General features: G+C 73.1%; 19 protein-coding genes, 1 tRNA gene and 1 pseudogene. 8 read left to right on the top strand and 13 right to left on the bottom strand.

The features are described from left to right. Positions 1-25 precede the first annotated feature (25 nt). Positions 26-637: a TetR/AcrR family transcriptional regulator gene (locus tag FHU37_RS21470; RefSeq protein ID WP_218904106.1), complete on the bottom strand. Its 612-nt coding sequence runs from the start codon at positions 635-637 to the stop codon at positions 26-28. Between the two features lie 86 nt (positions 638-723). On the opposite strand from FHU37_RS21470, the gene FHU37_RS21465 reads away from it, so the two are divergent. Then, entirely contained in the window at positions 724-1578 is an 855-nt protein-coding gene (locus FHU37_RS21465; protein ID WP_179815753.1) for a class I SAM-dependent methyltransferase, read from the top strand. Positions 1579-1706: 128 nt separating this feature from the next. Here FHU37_RS21465 and FHU37_RS21460 read toward each other — a convergent pair whose 3' ends face one another. Further along, positions 1707-3785: a glycosyl hydrolase gene (locus tag FHU37_RS21460; RefSeq protein WP_179815752.1), complete on the bottom strand. Its 2079-nt coding sequence runs from the start codon at positions 3783-3785 to the stop codon at positions 1707-1709. A gap of 327 nt (positions 3786-4112) precedes the next feature. On the opposite strand from FHU37_RS21460, the gene FHU37_RS21455 reads away from it, so the two are divergent. After that, a complete protein-coding gene (locus tag FHU37_RS21455) occupies positions 4113-5543 on the top strand; it encodes an RICIN domain-containing protein (protein ID WP_179815751.1) in 1431 nt (476 codons plus the stop codon). Positions 5544-5640: 97 nt separating this feature from the next. On the opposite strand, the gene FHU37_RS21450 is transcribed toward FHU37_RS21455, so the two are convergent. Continuing rightward, entirely contained in the window at positions 5641-6444 is an 804-nt protein-coding gene (locus FHU37_RS21450; protein ID WP_179815750.1) for an alpha/beta fold hydrolase, read from the bottom strand. A 213-nt stretch (positions 6445-6657) separates the two neighbouring features. Between FHU37_RS21450 and FHU37_RS28515 the strand changes: the two genes are divergently transcribed. Continuing rightward, complete coding sequence (locus tag FHU37_RS28515; RefSeq protein WP_246451203.1) at positions 6658-7815, top strand: hypothetical protein; 1158 nt, start codon at positions 6658-6660, stop codon at positions 7813-7815. A gap of 188 nt (positions 7816-8003) precedes the next feature. Here FHU37_RS28515 and FHU37_RS29580 read toward each other — a convergent pair. The 8 genes and pseudogenes from FHU37_RS29580 to FHU37_RS21410 all read right to left on the bottom strand — a co-directional run. Then, positions 8004-8312 (bottom strand): annotated as a pseudogene (locus FHU37_RS29580) (SUKH-4 family immunity protein); the annotation flags it as partial. Continuing rightward, positions 8309-8806: a P-loop NTPase family protein gene (locus FHU37_RS21440; RefSeq protein WP_179815748.1), complete on the bottom strand. Its 498-nt coding sequence runs from the start codon at positions 8804-8806 to the stop codon at positions 8309-8311. The pseudogene FHU37_RS29580 and the gene FHU37_RS21440, both read right to left, overlap by 4 nt. 35 nt (positions 8807-8841) lie before the next feature. Then, positions 8842-9762: a nucleic acid/nucleotide deaminase domain-containing protein gene (locus tag FHU37_RS21435; RefSeq protein WP_179815747.1), complete on the bottom strand. Its 921-nt coding sequence runs from the start codon at positions 9760-9762 to the stop codon at positions 8842-8844. Between the two features lie 16 nt (positions 9763-9778). After that, positions 9779-10225, bottom strand: coding sequence for a hypothetical protein (locus FHU37_RS21430; RefSeq protein ID WP_179815746.1), 447 nt, complete (start codon positions 10223-10225; stop codon positions 9779-9781). After that, positions 10201-10524: a WXG100-like domain-containing protein gene (locus FHU37_RS21425; RefSeq protein ID WP_179815745.1), complete on the bottom strand. Its 324-nt coding sequence runs from the start codon at positions 10522-10524 to the stop codon at positions 10201-10203. The genes FHU37_RS21430 and FHU37_RS21425 overlap by 25 nt, the downstream gene beginning before the upstream one ends. A 383-nt stretch (positions 10525-10907) precedes the next feature. Continuing rightward, complete coding sequence (locus FHU37_RS21420) at positions 10908-11336, bottom strand: contact-dependent growth inhibition system immunity protein (RefSeq protein WP_312892705.1); 429 nt, start codon at positions 11334-11336, stop codon at positions 10908-10910. A gap of 465 nt (positions 11337-11801) precedes the next feature. Further along, a tRNA-Leu gene (locus FHU37_RS21415) sits at positions 11802-11886 on the bottom strand. A gap of 178 nt (positions 11887-12064) precedes the next feature. Further along, positions 12065-15445: an efflux RND transporter permease subunit gene (locus FHU37_RS21410; protein ID WP_218904105.1), complete on the bottom strand. Its 3381-nt coding sequence runs from the start codon at positions 15443-15445 to the stop codon at positions 12065-12067. A 215-nt stretch (positions 15446-15660) separates the two neighbouring features. On the opposite strand from FHU37_RS21410, the gene FHU37_RS21405 reads away from it, so the two are divergent. The 3 genes from FHU37_RS21405 (at position 15661) to FHU37_RS21395 (ending at position 19095) form a co-directional block, all read left to right on the top strand. After that, the gene (locus tag FHU37_RS21405) at positions 15661-16158 is read left to right on the top strand and encodes a MarR family winged helix-turn-helix transcriptional regulator (RefSeq protein WP_179815743.1); all 498 of its coding nucleotides are present in this window, start codon (positions 15661-15663) and stop codon (positions 16156-16158) included. A 58-nt stretch (positions 16159-16216) separates the two neighbouring features. Beyond that, on the top strand, positions 16217-17635 hold the full coding sequence (locus FHU37_RS21400; protein WP_179815742.1) for a sugar porter family MFS transporter: 1419 nt from the start codon (positions 16217-16219) through the stop codon (positions 17633-17635). A 203-nt stretch (positions 17636-17838) separates the two neighbouring features. After that, the gene (locus FHU37_RS21395) at positions 17839-19095 is read left to right on the top strand and encodes a CAP domain-containing protein (protein WP_179815741.1); all 1257 of its coding nucleotides are present in this window, start codon (positions 17839-17841) and stop codon (positions 19093-19095) included. Between the two features lie 60 nt (positions 19096-19155). On the opposite strand, the gene FHU37_RS21390 is transcribed toward FHU37_RS21395, so the two are convergent. Both FHU37_RS21390 and FHU37_RS21385 read right to left on the bottom strand, forming a co-directional pair. Beyond that, positions 19156-19626 carry an Lrp/AsnC family transcriptional regulator gene (locus FHU37_RS21390; RefSeq protein WP_179815740.1) on the bottom strand — a complete coding sequence of 157 codons (471 nt, stop codon included), beginning with the start codon at positions 19624-19626 and terminating at the stop codon, positions 19156-19158. Positions 19627-19704: 78 nt separating this feature from the next. Beyond that, a complete protein-coding gene (locus FHU37_RS21385; RefSeq protein ID WP_179815739.1) occupies positions 19705-20487 on the bottom strand; it encodes an IclR family transcriptional regulator in 783 nt (260 codons plus the stop codon). A gap of 207 nt (positions 20488-20694) precedes the next feature. Here FHU37_RS21385 and FHU37_RS21380 point away from each other — a divergent pair, with 207 nt between their 5' ends. After that, positions 20695-21639 carry a hypothetical protein gene (locus tag FHU37_RS21380; RefSeq protein ID WP_179815738.1) on the top strand — a complete coding sequence of 315 codons (945 nt, stop codon included), beginning with the start codon at positions 20695-20697 and terminating at the stop codon, positions 21637-21639. 58 nt (positions 21640-21697) lie between these two features. Further along, entirely contained in the window at positions 21698-22459 is a 762-nt protein-coding gene (locus FHU37_RS21375; RefSeq protein ID WP_179815737.1) for a maleylpyruvate isomerase family mycothiol-dependent enzyme, read from the top strand. Position 22460: the final 1 nt, after the last annotated feature.

The raw sequence follows: 22460 nt of genomic DNA, 5'->3' as shown, positions 1-22460 counted from the left end.
CCCGCCGCCACGGCCCCGGGACGGGTCAGCGGCGCAACGCCCCGGCGCGGGCGGCGGCCAGCGCCACCCGGGCCGCCTGGTCGGCGGTGGCCTCGTCGACCGGTTCGCCGGTGATCAGCAGCCGGAGGTAGATCGGCGCGACGAGGGTGCCGATCAGCCGCGCCGGGTCGGTGTCGGCGGGCAGTTCGCCCCGCTCCACGGCACGCGCGACCAGCGGTTCCGCCCGCCGCAGGCGGTCCTGGAAGAGCCGTCCCCGGGCGTCGGCGATCTCGGGCACCCGGACGGCGTCGGAGAGCATCGCGGCGAGCACGGCCCGACCACCCGGGCTGGTCGCCCACCCGACGAACCGCCGCGCCAGCTCACGCAGGTCGGTCTCGACGTCGCCCTCGTCCGGGATGGGGATGTCGGCGGCGATCTGCTCCGCCAGGGCGTCCACCACCAGGCTCTCCCGGTCCCGCCAGCGCCGGTAGACCGTCGTCTTGTGCACCCCCGCCCGCCGGGCCACGTTCTCCACGGTCAGCGCGGCGTACCCGCCGTCGGCGAGTTCGGCGAGCGTCGCTGCGAGTACGGCGGCGCGCACCTTCGGGCCGCGTCCCACGGGCCGCTGACGCCCCGGGCCGTCGAGTTCGGGTTCCATCGCAACTCCCAGTTGCTTTACCGGTGGGGGGTATGCCAGGCTCAGGCTATCGCAATACCAAGTTGCGTTCGCGATCGGAGCGTGTGATGCACCCTGTCGTCAACACCCACCAGGCCGAGGCGTGGAACGGCTACGAGGGCGAGCACTGGGCCCGCCACCACGACCGCTACGAGGCGATGACCTCCGGCCTCAACGAACCACTGTTCGCCGCGGCGGCCATCGCCGCACACGACCACGTGCTGGACGTCGGCTGCGGCAACGGCGGCACCACCCTGCGCGCCGCCCGCCTGGCGGTGGCCGGCGAGGCCGTCGGCGTCGACCTGTCCGCGCCCATGCTGGAGCGGGCCCGCGCGACCGCCGCCGCCGAGGGCGTGGACAACGCCACCTTCCAGCAGGGCGACGCGCAGGTCTTCCCCTTCCCCGAGGCCCGGTTCGACGTGGCGATCTCGCGCGGCGGCGTCATGTACTTCGCCGACGCGGTCGCCGCCTTCGCCAACATCGCCCGCGCCCTCCGCCCGGGCGGACGGCTGGCCTTCGTCACCTCCCAGCCCGCCGGGCCGGACAGCGAGGCGATGGTGCCGCTCCGCGCCCTGGCCGCCCACGTCCCCCGCCCCGAGCGCGCCCCGGGGGACAACAGCCCCAACCTCTCCGCGCTCTCCGACCCCGACCACGCCCGCCGTGTCCTGCGCGACGCCGGCTTCGAGGAGGTCACCGTGGAACCCTTCGACGCCTGGGGCACCCTCGGCCGCACCCCCGAGGAGGCCGCCGACTTCGTCCTGGGCTGGGGCCCGGTCCGCTACGCCTTCCAACAGGCCGGCATCACCGACACCGCCCCCGCCCGGGCCGCCGTCGCCACCGCCCTGCGCCCGCACCACCACCCCGAAGGCGTCCGCCTCCGCACCCCCATGTGGACCGTCACCGCCCACCGCCCCACCCGCTGACCGCCCGCCCTCCGCCCCGGGCCTCCTCCACGCCTCCCTCCGGCTGCCGGCGCCCGGGACGGCAGGGGGCGGCGGGGTCGGGGTCGCCCCCTCCCCCGCCGCCCGGTGTGGCGGTGCGGTCCGGCGGGTCAGCCGGCGCGCAGGTCGTCCAGGTGGAAGGTGCCGGCCGTCGTGGCGGCGCCGTCGGCCTGGTTGATGAAGATGTTGAACTGCGACAGGTCGGCCAGGTCCTCCGGGGTGATCCGGCGGTCGGCGTTGGCGGTGTCCCAGGGCGCGGGGCGGAAGTCCGCGAACGGGATGGTCAGGCGCTGCGCCTCGGTGCCGGTCATCGACGGGTACGCCTCGTAGGCCACGCCGCCGGCGACCAGCTGCAGGACGAGCCGGTGGCCCGATCCGTCGGGCTTCAGCCAGAGGGAGAGCCCGTCGTAGCCCGACCAGTCACCGTCGATCTTCTTGCCGACGCCGGTGTAGGTCTGCCGGGCGAAGTCGTAGTCGAACCGCAGGGCCTGCTCGCCGGAGCCCTTCGGGTCCTGGGAGAGCGAGATGGTGTTCGCGCCGTAGGTGCTGTAGTCGGCCCGCAGCGCGGTGTCGTCCACGTGCCCCTCGAAGTCGTCCACCACGCCGGGGGCCAGCGGGGGCTTCTCCCCGAGCAGGATCCGGTTGGTGACCTCCAGCGAGCGGTTGCCGGGCAGGGTCGCGTGGACCCGCAGCGACGTGGCGACGTTGGTCAGGTTCTCCTCCCCGATCCGCCACTCGCCGGTGTGGTAGCCGCTGCGCCGGTCCAGGCGGAGCGGGTGGCGGGTCGGGTCGTCGCCGACGGTGTAGTAGACCTCCAGCGGGCGGGCGTCGGAGATCCGCACCCGGACCGTGGTCGTCGGGGTGGTGATCCGCTGCCGGTCGGTGGGCGAGACGATGTGCGCGAACGGCTCGTGCTCCCGGGCCCGGACCCGGCGGTCGTAGACGTCGCGCAGGTCCAGCTCCGAGCTGAAGATCGTGGCCGGGTCCTGGTGGAAGGCGCGGAAGTCGGGCAGCAGCTCGTGCTCCGGCTCGGTGGCGGTCGCCGGGTACGGCAGGAAGAACTGCTCGGTGCCGAAGTTGACCCAGGTCAGCATGTAGGCGGAGCGGCTGGCCAGCGGGTCGGCGGCGATCGCCGCCAGCACGTCGGTGTACCAGTTCGGGTTGCCGTTGCCGCCGTTGGGCTTGAGGGCGCCGCTGATGCCGAACTCGGTGAAGGCCGACACCTTCCCGCGCTCCTCGGCGATCCGGGCCACCATGCCGAGGTCGGCGACGAGCCCGTCCAGCCACTGCCGGGAGGCGCCGGAGCCGTCGTAGTTGTCGTACCCCAGGACGTCGACGTAGGCGTCGCCCGGGTAGGTGCGCATGTACACCTCGTCCGAGCCGCCGTAGGAGCCGCCCGGCGAGTACGAGTAGAGGAAGTTGTGCACGTCCTTGACGTCGCGCAGGTACTCCACGGTGTACCGGAACAGCTCGACGTACTGCGAGGACGACGCGTGCGCCGCGCCCCACCAGAACCACGAGCCGCTGTTCTCGTGGAACGGGCGGAAGACCATCGGGATCGGGTCGCCGTCCTCGTCGTCCACCGCGTGCGCCAGCCGGGCCACCCGGTCGAGGTAGGCGCGGAACTCGTCGTTGTGGTCGCCGCCCGGCAGGATGCGCTCGACAACGTTGCCATCGGTGTCGTAGAAGTCCCCGCCGGTGACGAAGTTGTCCATGTGGGCGCTCAGCGTGTGGATGCCGCCGATGCGGTCCGCCGCCTCGATCAGCCGCACGGTGGCGGCGAAGTTCTCCTCCGGCGTGGGGTCGCCCGGGCTGGAGCCGTAGCCGTCGTGGCCCACGTCCCAGCCGAAGACGGCGGGGTGGTCGCCCACGCCGGCGAGCACGTCCGAGCGCACCCCGTCGGTCTCGGTGGCCTCGTCGAAGGTCACCCCGAACTCGGTGGTCTGCTGGTGACCGAAGAGGATGCCCTCGCCCTGCTGGTCGAGCAGGTAGGCGAAGAGCGACCGGGTCTCGGCCGTCGCGTCCGGATCGGCGATCGACACCTCCTGCGGCCTTCCGCGCCCGTCCCCGGCCGCCTCCGCGGCGCCGGCCGTCGTGGCCGGCAGCCAGCCGGCGACCCCGACGAGTCCGGCCGCGGCCAGCACGGCCCACCGCCGAGGCGGCGGCGCGGATCTGAGGCTCCGTCCCATGAAGAACTCCCGGTGCTGATGTGGCGCGCCCCTGACAGCGCGCATGACCAGACTTACTTACATCAGTGATCTAAGTTCCAAAAGGGTTCGCGCGCCCCTTTCCGGCCTCCCGACGGCGCCCACGCCCCCGTCTCCGACACAGCGCCCGCACGCCCTCACCGGCCGTCACCACGACTTTCGGGTGTGAGCGCTCCTGATCGATTGCTGTTCCTCCGGTTGACCGCGCGCCGGCACGACCGATGCACTGGGCGTCAGCTTCCGCTGGAAGCCGGACCTCCAGGCGGAGGGCATTGACATGCCCACGCACACGTTGCCAAGGAGCCTGTGATGAGACGTGTCCCGTACGCCCTGCTCGCCCTGTTCCTGGGGTTGCTGGGGGCGCTCCTCCCCGCCGGAGCCGCGCAGGCGGCGCCGAGCGCCCCGGTGCTCAACGGCACGGCGTTCACCGACCCGGCGGGCAACCCCGTGCACGCCCACGGCGGCGGAGTCGTGAAGGTCGGCGCCTACTACTACTGGTTCGGGGAGAACCGCAACGCCGACAACACCTTCCGCTACGTCTCGGCGTACCGGTCCACGGACCTGGTGACCTGGGAGTTCCGCCGCCACGTGCTGACCGAGGCGTCCGACCCGGAGCTCGGCGACGCCAAGATCGAGCGCCCCAAGGTCATGTACAACGAGCGCACCGGCCAGTTCGTGATGTGGATGCACAAGGAGAACGGCGCGGACTACAGCGAGGCCCGCGCGGCCGTCGCCACCTCCCCCACCGTCGACGGCGACTACGACTACCGCGGCAGCTTCCGCCCGCTCGGCCACATGTCCCGCGACATCACCGTCTTCCGGGACACCGACGGCACCGGCTACATGGCCTCGGCCGCCCGCGAGAACTACGACCTGCACATCTACCGGCTCACCGACGACTACCTGGGCGTCGAGAGCCTGGTCGCCAACCCCTGGCCCGGCGGCCACCGGGAGGCGCCCGCCCTGTTCAAGCGCGGCGGCGTCTACTTCATGCTCACCTCCGGCGCCACCGGGTGGAACCCCAACCAGCAGAGGTACGCCACCGCCACCAACATCGCCGGCCCCTGGAGCGCGATGCAGAACGTCGGCGACTCCACGGCGTACGGCTCGCAGACCGCGTTCGTGCTGCCCGTCGAAGGAACCAGCCAGACCACCTACCTGTACATGGGCGACCGGTGGGGCAACTCCTTCGGCGGCACCGTCAACGACTCCCGCTACGTCTGGCTCCCCCTCAGCTTCCCCACCTCCACCAGCATGACCATGAGCTGGTCCCCGGAGATCGTGGTGGACGCCGCCGCCGGCACGGTCACCGGCCGGGGCGGCCCCCACGAGGCCCTGGTCGCCCGGCACAGCGGCAAGTGCGTCGACATCCCCTCCTCCGACCAGTGGGCCGGCACCGACGCGACCCAGTACACCTGCAACAACGGCAACAACCAGCGGTTCTGGTTCCGGCCCCTGGCCGACGGCCACGTGCAGCTGGTCGCCCGGCACAGCTCCCTGTGCCTCGGGGTGCGGGACGCCTCCACCGCGAACAACGCGCGCGTCGAGCAGCAGACCTGCGGCACCGGGACGCAGCAGCAGTGGCAGGTGCAGGACGCGGGCGGCGGGTACGTCCGGCTGGTCGCCCGGCACAGCGGACGCTGCCTGGACGTCATCAGCGCCTCCACCACCGACGGCACCCGCCTCATCCAGTACGCCTGCGGCACCGGCACCAACCAGCAGTTCAGCCGCACCGCCTGACCGGCCGGCGGTGCCGGGCCGGGGCGCCCCCCCGGCACCGCCCCTCCGGCAGGTCGCGACGACCCCCCTCAGCGCCCCACCGGCGCGGCGCCCGCCCTCACCGCCGCCGCCCGCCGAGCAGCTCGGCGAGCCGTCCGGCGAACTCCTCCGGCCACTTCACGTACCCGACGTGCCCGCCCGGGAACTCCACGAGGTCGCGGCCCAGCCGCTCGGCGAGCACGACGGCCGGACGGTGCACGACCAGACTCCGGGAGTCGCGTCCCCCCGCCACCGCGATCGGGTGGTCCAGGCGCGCCAGCGCCGCGACGTCCGGCAGGTAGCGGGTGAACGGCCCCAGCACGTGGGCCAGGAAGAACTCGGTGTTGTCCCGCGCCTCCGGCAGGACCGGCGCCGGGCGCCCGCCGAAGAGGGCGTCCAGCTCCCGCATCGCCGGGGCGACCCCGCCGCGGCGGTACGCCGCCAGGACGCCCCGGACGAACGCCGCCCACTCCCCGGCGTCCGGCAGCAGCCCCAGCGCGGGCGGTTCGTGCACCACCACGGACCGGATCCGCTCCGGACGCCGCGCCGTCATCTCCAGCGCCACGAGCCCGCCCGAACAGCTGCCGAACACCCGCGCCGGCTCCCCGGCCGCGCCGACGTGGTCGAGCAGGCGGTAGGCGTCCTCGGCGTGCACCTCGATCCGCTGGTCGACCGGCGGCCCGGCCAGCGGACTGCGCGAGTTGCCCCGCGGATCGTAGGAGACCACCCGGTACTCCTCCGCCAGCACGGCGGCCAGCCGCTCGAAGATCACCCCGTCGGAGTTCCCACCCGGGATGAGCAGCAGCGGCGGCCCCGCGCCGCGCACCTCGTAGTGCAGCCGCGCGCCCGGCACCTCCAGCGTGCCGACCTCCACCGCTTCCATCCCACGCTCCCCCCGGTACCGAAGGCGACGCCGTCGGGTGACCGCCACCCAACAGATCGTAGCCATCCGGGAGCGCCGCCCACCAGTAGCAAGGGGGGAGCCGCCGGACGGCGCGTTCCCTCCGCCCCCGCGGCTCGTTGAGGTTCAGGGGGACGACGCGGGGCGGGCACCCCCGGAAGCGGACCACGCCGATTCCCTCGGAAGGGGCTGTCGATGACCGATCCACCGGACCCGCCGGCGACCACCGCCACCCGCCCGCGACTCACCACCACCCGCCCGCGACTCCTGCTGAACGCCCAGCCCTTCGGCTTCGGCCCGTCGGCGGCGATCGCCGTCCTCGCCGCGGAGCTCGCACCCGCCTGCGACCGCCTCGGCTACATCGGCGCGGGGCACACCCTCGACCTCCAGCGCACCCCGCCCCACCACGCGCTCCACGACACGACGGGCCTGCCCGAGCGCGACCTGCTGGCCCGGCTGGAGCGGCTGGCCCCCGACTACGACCTGTTCGTCACCGCCATGGACTTCGAGATGGCCGCCCTGGCCCGGCGCGCCGGATGGCGCGTGGCCATCTACGACGCCCTCACCTGGTACTGGCCCACCATCCCGGCGGTGGCGAACGAGGCCACCGTCTACCTCGCCCAGGACTTCTTCGGGGTGCGGGAACGCGTCGCCTCCCTCCCCGCGCTCCGCGACCACACCGTGATCGTCCCGCCCGCCATCCCTCCCCGGCTCCACCGCGAGCCCGGCCGGCACGTCCTGCTCAACCTCGGCGGCCTGTGCAACCCGTTCTGGCGACCGGACGACGCGGCCGCCTACGCCCGCCTGATGACGACCGCCGCCCGCGCCGCGCACCCCGCCGACCAGCCCCTCGTCATCGCGACCAGCCGGGACGTCGCCGACCGGCTCGGCGACCCGGCCGCGCGCACCTACGACCACGACGAGGTGCTCCACCTCATGAGCACCGCCGCGCACGCCTGGATGACCCCCGGCCTCGGCAACATCTACGACGCCGCCGCCACCGGCGTCCCCACCCTGTGGCTGCCCTCCGCCAACAACACCCACCCCCGGCAGGCCCACCAACTCGCCCTGCACGGCTACTGCGACGCCCACGTGGACTGGGCCGACCTCGCCCTCCCCGTCGACTACGACCAGCCCGACCCCACCACGTCCCGGGAACTCACCCGGATCGTCCACCACGTCTCCACCACCCCCCGCCTCCGCGACCGCCTGACCACCCTCCTCGCCGCCCACACCACCACCCTCGCCGCCACCCCCACCGGCAGGGCCCGCCCACTGACCGCCCGCTTCGGCCACACCGGCACCCACCCCGCCGCCACCGCCCTCCTCCACAGCGCCACGCACGCCCCCTGAGCCCCGGGAGCGCCGACGCGAGCCAGTGGATGGACGGGAACCGCCCCGTGTCCCCGGTCGTACGGTCGCCCACCGAATATCCCCGGGTTCCGGATGTGGTGGGCCGCGCCTTCTCCTGGAGCTGGTCGGCGCCTTCGAGGGGATCGGCGCGCAGGTCGCTGAGGGGCCATCTGGGCGAGGAAGGTGACGAACGCCCGCAGGTCGCGGTTGAACGGCTCCAGCTGTCCGGGCGCGGTGTCCGGGCCCACGGCGAACACCCGGCCGGTGGCGCCGTCGAACAGGACGTTGTGGTCGCTCCAGTCGCCGAGCCAGAGGGCGGGGCGAAGCCGTAGGTGGGGACGTCGGCGTCGACGCGCAGGGGGGAAGGGGCGCAGCGGGAGCCCGGTCTCGGTGAGCAGGCGCCGGGCGTCGGGGTGGGTGACGTTCTCCAGCCGGGCCTCACCGAGCAGGGCGACGCCGTCCTTGCCATAGAGGGCGACCAGGTCCTGGTGGCTCACGCCGTCCGCGGAGAGGTCGAGGGCGGCGAGGTCGGGGGCATCTCCCGCGGGCCCTCCGTAAGCACGCGGACGTGCGGCAGCGCGCACAGCGGCGCCAGCAGCTCGTCCGCCACGGCGTGGGTGGCCCGGGACGACGGCACCGGCCCCGCCTCGTCGAGCTCGCCGATCGCCAGCACCACCGGCCGGCCGTCCCGCTCCAGGACCCGCAGCAGCTGGCGCACGGTCGTCACGTGGTACCCCAGCTCGCGCCCGATCTCCACGGCCACGCCGTCCGGCCCTCGCCCCCGGGCGCCCAGCGCGGCGTGGAACACCGGCCGGGGCGGCGGGCCCCACACCGGCCCCGGGGCGCCCGCCCGCCGGTCCCCACGGGTGACCAGGAACAGGCGGCTCAGCAGGGTGGACCGGCCGGACCCCGGCGAGCCGGTGACCAGCACGGCACGGGGCGGGTGCTCCCCCCGCCACCCACTCCAGCAGCCGCGCCAGCGCCCCATCACGCCGCAGCGGTGGCACGGACGGACGGCCGGGCCGGTTACCGCCCGTCCTGCCCGGGGGCCGTCATCGAGGCGTTCGCCGCGGCCAGTTCGCGCACGCCCCGCTCACGTTCGGCCCGGTCCGGGCCGTAGGGGAAGCTGTAGGAGAGCTCCGCGGCCGGGAAGCTGCTCTGGAGCCATTCCAGGCAGTACCCGCCGGGCAGCGTGCACGGGGCGAGTTCCGTGTAGACCTCCCGGACCTGCTCCGGACGCACCCCCAGCCGGGCCAGCTCCGCCCAGATCCGGCGCTCCGGGTGCCCGGCTCCAGGGACGGCGTACCCGGTGATCCTCGCCTCGCGCCCCTCGGCGTCGGTGTACGCGAAGGCCCCGGCCGGCCGGACGGCGGTCAGGTGCCCCAGGTCCTCCACGACCAGCGGCCACCACCCCTCCTCGTCCTCGAAGGCGTCCGGGTCGATCTCCCGGAGCACCCTTCCCAGCCGTTCCACCTCGCCCGCCGGCTCGGGAGCTCCGGGCTCGGTGGCCCCGGGGCCCGGGGCCACTGGACCGGACGGATCCGCCGTCAGCCGCCGGCAGGCCTCGTCGAGCGCCCACAGGCTCCGCACCCAGGCGTCCGCGGAGGAGTTCACCAGCCGCGGCTCGCCGGGGAACTCGCAGAACACCGACCAGACCTCGCCGTCGGCCGTCACGCAGATCTCCGAGCCGGAATCCCCGCCCAGTCGCCACAGGCCGTGGATTTCGTCCGCCGGGAAATCGATCCCCACGCGGCGCACATACGATCCGAGCGGTTCGGGCGTGTCCATCGCCCGGTGGTAGGAACCCACCCGGGCGGGCAGGTTGAAGCGCGCCAACTGCTCGACGGCCGGCTCTGGCAGCCCGGCCGCTTCGAGGTCTGCCGCCGGCCAGCGCAGCCCTGGGGCGTCGCCTCCGCCGGACGCGCCGTTCGTGCTGGACAAGGACATCGCTCGTGATCACCCTCTAGAAGCTTCGCCTGCGCCGGACCGGTGGCTGCCCCTGGAGCTCGCGGTTGTCGTCCTCCAGGACCCGGTTGCCCCTGGCCGTGGATCCCGGCACGGTGTTGTCGTACGCGTAGCCGTATTCTCGCTCGGCGTTCGGGAAGCAGTGTCCCGTCCAGGCGTCGCAGTTGGGACTCCGCTGGTTGCAGGAGTCCCTTTCGGTGTATATCCGGACCACCTGGTCCGGTAGTCCGTCGTCCAGGATGGGAACTCCGGCCACGCGCCCAAAATGCGTGCGGTCGCTGACTCCCACGATCAGCTCGCGGACGACTAATCGGGTGGCCTGCGTCGCCCCCAGCCCAACCAGCGACGAAAGCCCCAGCGTGAACGGCGCCGCCGCCACCGCCGCGGCGATCTCGGCGACCAGGATGCCGAGCTGGGCGATCACCGACAGCTTGCCGGCCTCCACGATGGCGCAACGGTGTGCAGCAAACCCGCGATCGTCCGCGAGGCGTCGGCGAGCCCCTGGAGCTGGTCGACGGAGATCCGCCCCCAGTCCTCCCCGAACGCCTCAATCGCCGAACCGGTGTTGGCGGTCACCAGCTCGCCCGCGATCGTGTCCGCGGTGGCCTTCGCCTCCTCCACCGCGTCGGCGTGGTCCCGATACGCCTGCGCCATGTCGCGCAGCGCGTCCTCGTTGATGTTCGGCCAGGTGATGCCGATCAGCTCCAGCGGATACTCCAGCTCCTCCGGCAACATCACCGCCATGTCATCCCCCTAGCCCTCACCGACCCGCCGGCCACCGCCCGCAGCTCCACCCGACCACACACCCACCCCCGCCGCTCACCCCCGGCATCCGGCATCGGGCGGCAGCTGGTCGGTCGAATCGTTCCCAGCCGGGACGGAGCGCACGCACGAGCCCCCGGTAGGGACGGGCGCTTGACGATGGGACAGCGACAGACGTCCGAAGGGTGCGGTGATGGCGAATCCGGACAAGGGGAAAGGTACCGAGCAGGCGGGGGCGCTCGGTAGGGACGTTCACTCGCATGAGCGACTGTCATGTAACGCGCATGCGATATCACCATGATTCTCCGACGAGGAGCGAATCATCGAGCTCATCGCCCGCGAAGGAGAGAAACCCGGAAGCGGCCTCATGGCCGCTTCCGATGGTCAGAGAGCGACGACCGGAAACGCTCGACCTCGCGCTGCACGTACGGGGATAGGCCAGTCAGCATGCCCAGGATGCCCTCCACTTCCTGGGCGAGTTCCGGGAACGCCGACCAGGTGTCAGGTTTGCGTGTGAGCACGGCAGTCAGTAGTTCGTCATCGTAGTAGCCGGTCTCCGCTTGTTTCGGCGCCGCGTCTCTGAGCATTTCCAATGCCAGCGGCAGCGTCCAGGGAAGACCGATGTCCTGCCCGACGAGACGGGCCAAGTCCCATGGACTCAACGTTCCCACAGGGCGCCGGCGGAGAACGTGTACGCTCCGCACAAGGCCCGTGGCCCCCTCGGGAGGGTCGGGCCAGACGTCCCCTTCAAGCGCCTCGACGGATAGTTGGCGATCAAACGAGATGGCGCTCACTGGCCTTCTCCTGGAGGGTGCCGAAACTTGTCGTGATTATTGCCGGAGAACGATTCCGGCCCGGTCGCTGTGCGCTGGTGGACCAGGCGTCGGCGATCACCTGGTCCTCCCCGATGTCGACCGCCGCGCGGTGCGAGGGCTGAAGTTCTCCGCCGCACTGCCCGAGCGGCTGGCGGTGGCCACCGTCGCCGCGCGCCTCGCCGACTTCACGGGAGCGTCAATCGCGCTTGCGGAACCCGTCCGCCTGCACCTCGACTCATAGCTGAGTGCGGCGCCGACGCCGGCGGCATCATCCAAGGGCTCTGGCTGTCCTGGCTGGTGGACCGCAATGCAGCGCGGCCGGATCGGGCATCCGTGGTCGTCTGACCGAACAAGATCGTTCCGTTGTTCACGCGGTTGTTCACGCGGGGCCTGTAAGCGCCCCGGGAAACACGAAAACCCCAGGTCAACTGGGGTTTGTGTGAGTGTCCGAGGGGGGACTTGAACCCCCACCCCCTATACGGGGACTAGCACCTCAAGCTAGCGCGTCTGCCTATTCCGCCACCCGGACTGGTGGTCACTCGCTGTTGTCGCGGCGACGAGGACAACCATATCAAGGATTGGAGGGCTCGCTCACCAGGGTTGGGGGTGGGGGTGCGGCGGTGCCGCCGCGCCGGGGGCGCGGCGGCACCGGGTGGGGGTCCGGGGTCGCCGGGGGGGCGACTACGGACGGTTCGGGAGGGGCGGGGTCAGCCGACCGGGACGGTGGGGCGGGGTTCGGTGGTGTCGGGGGTGGCGGTGTGGTCGGGGGAGGAGGGGTCCTCCGGGCCGTCCTCGTCGGGGCCGCCGTCGCCGCCGTTGCCGGGGCCGCCGTCGCCACCGTTGCCGGGGCCACCGTTGCCGGGGCCGCCGTGGCCGCCCGGGCCGCCGTGGCCGCCGGGGCCCTCCGGGCCTCGGCCCTCGCCGCCGTCCTTGCCGCCGGTGGTGCCCGGGGTGGCGGCCTCGGGCTCGCCGCCGCCGCGACGGCGGCGGACGCGCTCCTTGGCGCCCTCGACCAGGGTGTAGAGGACCGGGACCAGCACCAGGGTGAGCAGGGTGGAGGTGAGCAGGCCGCCGATCACCACGACGGCGAGCGGCTGGGAGATGAAGGCGCCGCCGCCGGTGATGCCGAGGGACATCGGGATCAGGGCGCAGATCGTGGCGACGGCCGTCATCAGCACCGGGCGCAGGCGCTTGCGGGCGCCCTCGATGACCGCCTCGCGGGCGCTGAGGCCGCGGTCGCGGTACTGGTTGATGAGGTCGATCAGCACGATGGCGTTGGTGACCACGATGCCGACCAGCATCAGCATGCCGATCAGCGCCGGGACGCCCATCGGGATGCCGGTGAGGACCAGCAGGCCGAGCGCGCCGGTGGCCGCGAACGGCACCGAGACCAGCAGGATGAGCGGCTGGATCATGCTGCGGAAGGTCGCCACCATCACCAGGAAGACGATGGCCACGGCGGCCATCAGGGCCAGGCCGAGGTCGGCGAAGGCGTCCTCCTGCTGGGCGGTCACGCCGCCGAGGGTGACGGTGACGCCCGGGGGCAGCTCCAGGTCGTTGATCTTCTGGGTGAGCTCCGTGCTGACCGCACCGAGGTCCTCGGCGTCGGGCTGCGCGGTGATGGTGGCGGAGCGGCGTCCGTCGGTGCGGGAGAGCTGGACGGCGCCCTCGGTCTCCTCGATGGTGGCGACGTCGCCCAGGGTGACGCCGGGGCCGAGCGGCAGGGCGCGCAGCTCCTCGACGGTGGCGGGGGCCTCGAAGCCGCTGCCGAGCACGACGTCGCGGCGGACGCCGTCGATCTCGGCGGTGGCGACGCTGCCGGGGGCCATCACCGCGCGGACGGTCTGGCCGATCTGGGCCTCGCTGAGGCCGGCGGCGGCGGCGCGGGCGCGGTCGACCTCGACGCCGATCGCCGGCTGGGCGTCGGCGAGGTCGTTGACCACGTCGATGGCGCCCTCGGTGTCCCGGACGGCCTGCTCGGCGAGCGTGGCCGCCTCGCGGAGGCTGGCGTCGTCCGGCGCCTGCACCAGGACCTCGACGCCGCCGCCGAAGCCGCCCTGGCCGGGGGCCACCCGGACCTCGCCCACGTCCTGGAGGCCGGCGACGGCGTCGCGCAGCCGCTGCTCCACGGCCTCGGCGTCGGCGTCCTCCTCCAGGGTGAGGGTGAAGTTGGCCTGGTTGGAGCCGCCGCCCATGAAGACGGCCATCAGCGGGTCGCCGGAGGAGCCGACGGTGACCTGGTAGGTCTCGACGCCCTCGACGTCCGCGATGGCCGCCTCGACCTGGCGGGCGGCCTCGTCGCTGCCGGCGAGGCTGGTGCCGGCCGGCAGTTCCTGGGTGATGGAGAAGGTGTCGGTGTCCTCGTCGAGGAAGTTGGTCTGCAGCTGGCTGGAGACGCCGACCGTGCCGACCAGGACGAGCCCGGCGAGCACCAGGGTGATCAGCCGGTGCCCGATCGTCCACTTCAGGACCGGGACGTACACGCGCTGCAGCGGGCCGCGGAGTTCCTTCTCCTCCGCCTCGCGGCGCACCTGCTCGGCGTTCTCGCCGGTGCTCGGCCGCAGGAACCAGTAGCACAGCACCGGGATGAGGGTGAGGGCGACCAGCAGCGAGGCCAGCATGGCGATGCCGACGGTCACCGCGAAGGGCCGGAACAGCTCGCCGACCTGGCCGCCGACCAGCGCGATCGGGGAGAAGACGGCGACCGTGGTGATGGTGGAAGAGGTGACCGCGCCGGCCACCTCGCGGGTGCCGACGAGCACGGCCTCGCGCTTGGGGGTGCCGTAGCCGAGGTGCCGCTTGATGTTCTCCAGAACCACGATGGAGTCGTCGACGACGCGCCCGATGGCGATGGTGAGCGCGCCGAGGGTGAGGATGTTCAGCGAGTAGCCGAACACCCGCAGCCCGATCAGCGCGATGAGCAGCGAGATCGGGATGGAGACCGCGGTCACCAGGGTGGAGCGGATGGAGAGCAGGAAGACCAGGATGACCACGACGGCGAAGACCAGGCCGAGGGCGCCCTCGGTGGTCAGCGACTCGATGGACTCCTCGATGAACGGGGCCTGGTCGGCGATGACCACCAGGTCGGCGTCCTCGCCGAGGGCGGCGGTGAGGTCCGGCAGGGCCTCCTGGACGGCGTGCGAGACGTCGACCGTGTTGCCGTCGGGGGTCTTGGTGATCGAGATGCCGAGGCTGGGCTCGCCGTTGGTCCGGGTGAGGGAGGTGGCGGGCTGCACGGTCTGCTCGACCGTGGCGACGTCACCGAGCCGGACGGGCTCCGGGGCTCCCCCGGTCTCGCCGCCCGCACCGCCGCCGCCCGCACCGCCCGCGCCGCCGGGGGCGGCGGTCGGGGTGAGCGGCAGGTCGCGCAGTTCCTCCACCGAGGTGAACACGGCGCCCACCTGGATGTCCCGGGTGGCCTCGCCCTCCACGAGGGTGCCGCCGGGGAAGCTGATGCCGTTGGCCTGGAGCGCGGCGCTGATCGAGGCGGTGCTCAGCCCTTCCTCGGCGAGTCGCGCCTGGTCGGGGGTGATGCTGACGACCTCGTTGCGCTCCCCGCTGAGGGCGGCCTCGCGCACTCCGTCGATCTGCTCCAGTTCCGGGAGCACGTTGGTGCGGATACGCTCGGCGAGCTGCTGCTCGTCGCCGCCACCGCCGCTCGCGGCGAGCGTCACCACCGGCAGGTCGTCGAGGCTGCCGACGACGACCGTGGGCACGGAGTCCTCGGGGAGCTCGGTGGACAGGCGGTTGACCGACTGCTGGATCTCCTGGCTGGCACCGTCCACGTTGGTGCCGTACTCCAGCTCGACGGTCACCACGGAGAGGCCGGAGGAGGAGGTGGAGGTGGTGCCGACGAGACCATTGACCCCGCCGACGGCGCCCTCGATCGGTTCGGTGACCTCGCCCTCGACGATCTCCGCCGAGGCGCCGGGGTAGCTGGTCACCACGACGGCCATGGGGAGCTCGAAGGATGGTATGAGTTCTTGGTTGAGCGTTGCGGTGGTGCTGAGCCCGAACGCCGCCACAGCGCCGGTGGTCAGAGCCACCAAGCTGCGGTTGGCGAGACTCAGCCGCGCCAGGAACGACATGGGTGGAGTTCCCCCTCGGGGAGCGCGCTGACTGATGGGTTCGCGGGTCACCGCGAGGGCACACCGAAACCTTCCCCGTGCCGCGCTCGCGGTCCCCTGTCGGCCAATATACTTCACATGAGATGAACAATTCGCATCGGGCGAAGTAGTTGCCCGAGGCGCAACCCGGGGTTCACACCACGGCCCCACGAGCGGGATCGGAAGGCGACGAGCACGTGCACGGAACGGACGAGCGGGAGCAGCTCCTCGATCGACTGGAGGAGCTGCAGGCGCGGCTGACCCGGCTCCACCACAAGGACCAGTCGGCTCTCTTGGCTGCCATGCACCTGACCGTTCAGCAGTTGCTCGTGCTGCACCACCTGCAACTGGACGGCCCGCTGTCGGCGCACACCCTGGCCACCCGGCTCGGCGTCGGGGCCAACACGGTGACCGGGCTGGTGGACCGCCTCCAGGCCAAGGGCCTGGTCCTCCGGCGGCCCGACGAGCACGACCGGCGGGTGCGCCGGATCGCGCTGTCCGAGGAGGGGGGCGCGCTGATGGACCGGCTGATGGACGCCAGCCGCGAGCGGATGCGGGTGCTCTTCTCACGGTTGGACACCTCGACGCTGCGCAAGCTCGGCGAGGTCCTGGAGGCGATGGTCCGGGTCGCCACGACGATCGCCCAGGAGGAGGGCCGCCCGACCGAGGGCGTCGGAGGTGTCGGACGCCCCTGACCGGGCAGAAGCGCGGGCGAAGTCGATCACAGCAACGGCGCTGTCGTGAGGAGCCCCCGTGAGCGAGCCCGTTCCCTCTCCCCCGCCTCCCACCTCGACGGAGGCCCGCGAGCACATCGGCCACGTGGTCTTCATCGCGGCCTCCGCCGCGCTCGCCGGCTTCCTGTTCGGTTACGACAGCGCCGTCATCAACGGCGCGGTCACCGGCATCCAGTCGCACTTCGGCGTGGGGGCGGGCGAGACCGGGGCGGTGGTCTCCGCCGCGCTGCTCGGCTCCGCCGTGGGGGCCTCGGTGGCCGGCACGCTGGCCGACCGGCTGGGGCGCATCCGGGTCATGCAGATCGCCGCGGTGCTCTTCGCGGTCAGCGGCATCGGCTCCGCCCTGCCGTTCGCCATCTGGGACCTGGCCTTCTGGCGCGTGGTGGGCGGCATCGCGATCGGCATCGCCTCGGTGATCGGCCCCACCTACATCGCCGAGGTCTCGCCGCCCGCCTACCGGGGGCGGTTGGCCTCCTTCCAGCAGTTCGCCATCGTGCTGGGGATCTTCGCCTCGCAGCTGGTCAACTACGCGATCGCCCAGGCGGCGGGCGGCGGCAGCGGCGACCAGCTCGGGCCGCTGCGGGCGTGGCAGTGGATGCTCGGCATCGAGGCGCTGCCCGCCCTCGCCTACCTGGTGATGGCCTCGCTGATCCCGGAGTCGCCGCGCTGGCTGGTGGCCGCCGGCCGGGACGACCGGGCGCGCCGGGTGATCGCGGAGGTGGAGGGCGGCGACGTGGAGGACCGCCTGGTCAAGATCCGCGCCTCGCTGCACCGGGAGACCAAGCCGCGCCTGTCCGACCTGCGCGGCCGCTTCGGGCTGCTGCCGATCGTGTGGGTCGGGATCGCGCTCTCCGCGCTCCAGCAGTTCGTCGGCATCAACGTGATCTTCTACTACTCCTCGGTGCTGTGGCAGTCGGTGGGCATCGAGGAGACCGACTCGCTGCTGATCTCCATCTCCACCTCGGTGATCAACATCGTGGGCACCATCGTGGCGATCAGCCTGGTGGACCGGATCGGCCGCAAGCCGCTGGCAGTGGCCGGCTCGGTCGGCATGACGGTCGCCCTGGCGACGGCCGCCTGGGCCTTCGGCCAGGCCGAGGGCAGCGGTGACGCGGTGTCCCTGCCGCCGGTGGCGGGCGGCGTGGCGCTGGTCGCGGCGCACGTGTTCGTGTTCTGCTTCGCCTTCTCCTGGGGCGTGGTCGTCTGGGTGCTGCTCGGGGAGATCTTCCCCAACCGCATCCGGGCGGCGGCCATGTCGGTGGCCACGGCCGCGCAGTGGATCGCCAACTGGCTGATCACGGTGACCTTCCCCGCGCTGTCGCAGTGGAGCCTCGCCGGCGCCTACAGCATCTACGCCGTCTTCGCGGCCGTCTCGATCTTCTTCGCGGTGAAATTTCTGCGCGAGACCAAGGGACGCACCCTGGAGTCGATGGGCTGACCAGGGCGGAAGGCTGACGCCGCGACGGCCCCGCGGGGCCGTCGCGGCCGTCGTTCCAGGGGGCTTGCCACCCTTTCGACATGGTCTACAGTTCCCCGCATCACCCGAACGAGTGATGCTCCTCAGCCTCACGTGTCTCATGCGTCACATGCGTCGCAGCGTCCGACGCGTCGGCCGGCTGAGGGCTTGGAGGTACTGACGCCATGTCCCGACATACGAGCGGCCACCGATCCCCGACCTCGTCCCAGGGCCCCGCACCGTCCGACGGTGGCGAGGCGCACCTGACCCGGGTGGAGCGCCGCCGCAGACGGCAGGCCCGACGGCGGGCCCGAATAGCCGTCTGGGCGGTCTCCGGGGTGGTGCTGACGGCCGGCACGGCGAGCGTCGCCGCCGGCATCCTGCCCGGCACGCCGGGCGCCCCCGACGCCCTGGCCGTCGCCGGCGACGACCGGCACGACCAGTCCGCCCGCCGCGCAGCCGCCGCGGCCGAGGCGGGCGCGCGGACCACGGCCGACGCCGGGGACTCGCCGAGGGCCGACCGGTCGCGGCGTTCCCCGGAGGTCCCCGAGTGGGCCCGTCCCTCCGGTGACCGGCCGCGGAGCACGGCCGCCGCGAACCCCGGGGGGCGGACCCCCTCGGCCGGCTCGTCGGCCGGAATAGAGACCCCGGAGAGCGCGGCGTCACCGACCGAGGCGGCGCAGACCACCGGGGCGGCGCAGACCACCGAAGCGCAGACCACCGAGGCCGCGCAGGCGGAGGAGACCCCGCAGCCCCAGGAGACCGCCCAGGCGGAGACTCCGTCGACGGACGAGACCGGCACGGCCGAACCGTCGGCGACGCCGGAGGAGTCGGAGTCCACGACCGCCCCGGCGCAGGACCGCGCGCCCGTCGAATCCGCCTCGGCCGACCCGGACGGCACCGCGGGCAGCGGGGGCGCCGCGAGCACCGGGCCCGGTTCGTCCGGCGCCACGGCGACCACCTCCCCCACGGCCACGCCCTCCGCACCGACCTCGCCCTCCCCCACGCCCACGGCTCCCAGCACCGCCACCACACCCAGCACCGGCACCACGTCCGGCGCGGACGCGGCCACCCAGGCCGAGGCCCGGGTGCTGGAACTGGTGAACGAGGAGCGGGCGGCGGCGGGCTGCGGCCCGGTGGCCGCCGACGCGGCGCTGGCCGAGCTCGCCGGGGCGCACAGCGCGGACATGGAGGCCCGGGGCTACTTCGACCACACCGACCCGGACGGCCGCACGCCGTGGGACCGTGCCGAGGAGCGCGGCATCGACTACCTGCGCGCGGAGAACATCGCGCGCGGGCAGGACACCCCCGAGGCGGTCATGGAGGCGTGGATGAACAGCTCCGGCCACCGCGCCAACATCCTCAACTGCGACCTCACCCTGCTGGGGGTCGGCGTCGAGTACGGCTCCGGCGGCCCGTGGTGGACGCAGAACTTCGGCTGACCCGCGCGCCCGGACGGCCGGCCGTCCCCGGCCGGTCACCCGCCCACCTGGGGCATCCGCTCAGCGGGTGCCCCAGGTGTAGGTCTGCTTGCGCAGCTTGAGGTAGACGAACGTCTCCGTGGAGCGCACCGCCGGCAGCGCCCGGACGCGCTTGTTGATCACGTCGAGGAGGTGCTGGTCGTCCTCGCAGACGATCTCGGCGAGCAGGTCGAAGGTGCCGGCGGTGACGACCACGTAGTCGACCTCCTCCATCGCCGCCAGGGCGTCGGCGACCGGCTCGATGTCGCCCTCCACCCGGATGCCGATCATCGCCTGGCGGTGGAACCCCACCTGGAGGGGGTCGGTGACCGCCACGATCTGCATGACGCCCTGGTCGAGGAGCTTCTGCACGCGCTGCCGGACGGCCGCCTCGGAGAGCCCCACCGCCTTGCCGATCGCCGCGTAGGGCCGCCGCCCGTCCTGCTGGAGCTGCTCGATGATGCCCTTGGACATCTCGTCCAGCGCTTCCCCACCACGGTCCCGATTCGACATGGCGTCACTCTGCCGGAACCTCCTCACCAGGGGCAAGGCGGGTCACCCCCACCCCGCCGCCGGTGGGGCTCCCGGCCGTCAGTGCAGCTGCCCGCCGCCCCACCCGAGGCGGGCGGACATGTCGCCGGCGCCGGCGGCGGCGATCTCGGCGAGCTCGGCGGCCCGGGCGTCGCTCCAGCGCAGCACCGGCACGGAGATGCTGAGCGCCGCGGTCACCTGTCCCTCGGCGTCGCGCACCTGGGCCGCCACGCAGGCGACGTCGGGGTTGGACTCGCAGTACTCCGTCGCCACGCCGGTCTTGCGCACCTCGGCCAGCTCGGCGCGCAGCCGGGCCGGCTCGGTGACGGTGTGCGACGTCATCGCGCTGAGCGGCCGGCCGTCCGGGTAGAGCGCGGCCAGCTCGGCCTCGTCCAGGGCGGCCAGCAGCGCCTTGCCGACGCCGGTGCAGTGCGCGGGCAGCCGCCGCCCGACGGCCGAGGCCATCCGCACCGCGTGGGTGCTGTCCACCTTCGCGATGTAGACCACCTCGGCACCCTCCAGCAGGGCGACGTGGACGGTCTCCCCGCACTGCTCGGCGGCCCAGCGCGCGGAGCGGCGGGCCTCGGCGGCGAGGTCGAGGCGTTCGGCGTAGCGGCCGCCGAGCTGGTGCAGGCGCGGACCGAGCTGGAGGCGTCCGGACTCACCGGCGGCCGGGGCCAGGTAGCCGCGGGCCAGCAGGGTGTGCACCAGCTCGTGAACGGTGGTGCGGGGCAGTTCCAGCCGGCGGGCGATGTCGGGCGCGCCCAGTGTGGCGGAGTCGTCGGTCAGGAATAGTTCGAGGATGTCCAGGGCCCGGCTCACCGCCGGCACGATGCGTCCCACTGTCGCGCTCCTCCAGTTCCACTGTGCTGCTCACCGGCCGCCCGCTCGGGGCGCTGCTCGGGTGGTGCGGGTGGTGCGGTCGCGGCGGATGGGGCGCTGAGGCCCCAAGTGGCCAGGGGCCCCGCCTTGACCCTCCGTCGCGGCAAGCATACGTTCTTGTCGTCATTCCGAACATTGTTCGTGATATCGAACAGAGCAGGAGACCCCGTGACTCCTCCCCGCCTGCCCGGTCAGGACGCGTTGGCGCGACTGGGCCTCCCCGAGCCCCGGCGTGCGGCCGACGACTCCCCGTACGCCTTTCCCGATGGTGGCACCTGGCGCACCGAGCTGCCCTCCTGCGAGGGGCCGGCGGTGCTGGAGGCCGTGCTGGCGGAGAGCGAGCGCCTCCGGGTCCCGCTGCACCGCATCAGCCAGGGCAGCGGCGTGTGGATGCTGACCGACGACGAGATCACCGACATGGTCAAGGCCTGCGCCGAGCGGGACATCGAACTGTGCCTGTTCCTCGGCCCGCGCGGGACGTGGTCCCCGAACGCCTCCACGCTGACCGCCTCCGGCGGCGCCGGCGCGCGCGCCCACGGCTACGACCAGCTCGCCCAGTGCGTGGAGGAGGCCGAGCGCGCCACCGTCCTCGGGGTGCGCTGCCTGCTGGTGGCGGACGAGGGCGTGCTGTGGACGCTGCACGCCATGCGCGCCACCGGGGCGCTGCCCGAGGACACCACGTTCAAGGTCTCCGCGCTGGTCGGCCCGGTCAACCCGGCCTCGGTCTCCGTCTGGGAGCACCTGGGCGCGGACTCCGTCAACGTGCCCAGCGACCTGACGGTGCAACACCTGGCGGAGATCCGCCGGATGAGCCGGGCGCCACTGGACATGTACATCGAGGCCCCGGACGACCTGGGCGGGTTCGTCCGGATGTACGAGGCGGCGGAGATCGTGCGCACCGGCGCCCCGGTCTACCTCAAGTTCGGCCTGCGCAACGCCCCCGGCATCTACCCGGTCGGCGGCCACCTGCGGACGGTCGCGGTGGAGTCCGGCAGGGAGCGGGTCCGGCGCGGCCGGCTCGTGCTGGACACGCTGGAGCGGCTGGGCGCCGCGGAGGGCATGTCCCCGCTCGGCTCCCGACTGCCCGGCGAGCTGCGGCGCTTCCAGCGGTAGGACGCGGCCGGCGGAAAAGCCGTCGTCGGACGCGCCCGCGACCGCCAGACTGAGGATCATGAAGACATCCGAGTACCTGGAAGGGCTGCGCCGCGAGGGAGAACTGCTCGCGGCGGCGGTCGCCCGCGCCGACCTGGCGGCGCCCGTGCCCCCGTGCCCCGAGTGGCAGGTGCGTGATCTGGTGCAGCACATCGGCACGGTCCACCGCTGGGCCGCCGCCATCGTCCGCGAACGCTTCGGCGACCGCCCCAACCCCGCCGAGACGGAGAAGCTGCGCGGTCCGCTGCCGGACGACGCCGACTGGGTGGGCTGGTTCCGCGCGGGCCACGCCAACCTGCTCGACACCCTGGCCACCGCCGACCCGGAGGCCGACTGCTGGCACTTCTACCCCGCCCCGTCCGGACACGCCTTCTGGGTCAGGCGGCAGCTGCACGAGACCGCGATCCACCGGGTGGACGCGGAGGCGGCGGCCGGCGGCGGCCTGACCCCGGTGCCACCCGCCGTCGCACTGGACGGCGTCGACGAGCTGCTGGCCGGCATGCACAACCTGGACCGCAGCCAGGTGCGCAGCCAGCGCCCGCGACTGCTGCGGATCCACGCCACCGACGCCCCGGCCGGGCACGGCGACTGGTACGTGCGCCTGACCGCGGAACACCCGCGCACCGAGCGGACGGGCGACCCGGCCGCGGCGGAGTGCACCCTCAGCGGCACCGCCGAGGAGCTGTACCTCACGCTGTGGAACCGCCCCGCCCCGGGAGAGATCACGGTCGAGGGCGACGCCGCGCTGTACGAGCTGTGGCGGACGACGTCCGCGATATAGC

Source organism: Allostreptomyces psammosilenae, from assembly GCF_013407765.1.
Classification (GTDB): Bacteria; Actinomycetota; Actinomycetes; order Streptomycetales; family Streptomycetaceae; genus Allostreptomyces; species Allostreptomyces psammosilenae.
The sequence above is the reverse complement of the archived record's forward strand: the minus strand, read 5'-3'. Positions and strand labels throughout refer to the sequence as shown.

Coding starts and splice junctions, on each gene's coding strand:
- FHU37_RS21410 (WP_218904105.1), bottom strand. CDS start 15,445: ATGTCGTTCCTGGCGCGGCTGAGTCTCGCCAACCGCAGCTTGGTGGCT.
- FHU37_RS21465 (WP_179815753.1), top strand. CDS start 724: ATGCACCCTGTCGTCAACACCCACCAGGCCGAGGCGTGGAACGGCTAC.
- FHU37_RS21460 (WP_179815752.1), bottom strand. CDS start 3,785: ATGGGACGGAGCCTCAGATCCGCGCCGCCGCCTCGGCGGTGGGCCGTG.
- FHU37_RS21470 (WP_218904106.1), bottom strand. CDS start 637: ATGGAACCCGAACTCGACGGCCCGGGGCGTCAGCGGCCCGTGGGACGC.
- FHU37_RS21390 (WP_179815740.1), bottom strand. CDS start 19,626: ATGTCGAATCGGGACCGTGGTGGGGAAGCGCTGGACGAGATGTCCAAG.
- FHU37_RS21395 (WP_179815741.1), top strand. CDS start 17,839: ATGTCCCGACATACGAGCGGCCACCGATCCCCGACCTCGTCCCAGGGC.
- FHU37_RS21435 (WP_179815747.1), bottom strand. CDS start 9,762: ATGTCCTTGTCCAGCACGAACGGCGCGTCCGGCGGAGGCGACGCCCCA.
- FHU37_RS28515 (WP_246451203.1), top strand. CDS start 6,658: ATGACCGATCCACCGGACCCGCCGGCGACCACCGCCACCCGCCCGCGA.
- FHU37_RS21425 (WP_179815745.1), bottom strand. CDS start 10,524: ATGGCGGTGATGTTGCCGGAGGAGCTGGAGTATCCGCTGGAGCTGATC.
- FHU37_RS21450 (WP_179815750.1), bottom strand. CDS start 6,444: ATGGAAGCGGTGGAGGTCGGCACGCTGGAGGTGCCGGGCGCGCGGCTG.
- FHU37_RS21455 (WP_179815751.1), top strand. CDS start 4,113: ATGAGACGTGTCCCGTACGCCCTGCTCGCCCTGTTCCTGGGGTTGCTG.
- FHU37_RS21375 (WP_179815737.1), top strand. CDS start 21,698: ATGAAGACATCCGAGTACCTGGAAGGGCTGCGCCGCGAGGGAGAACTG.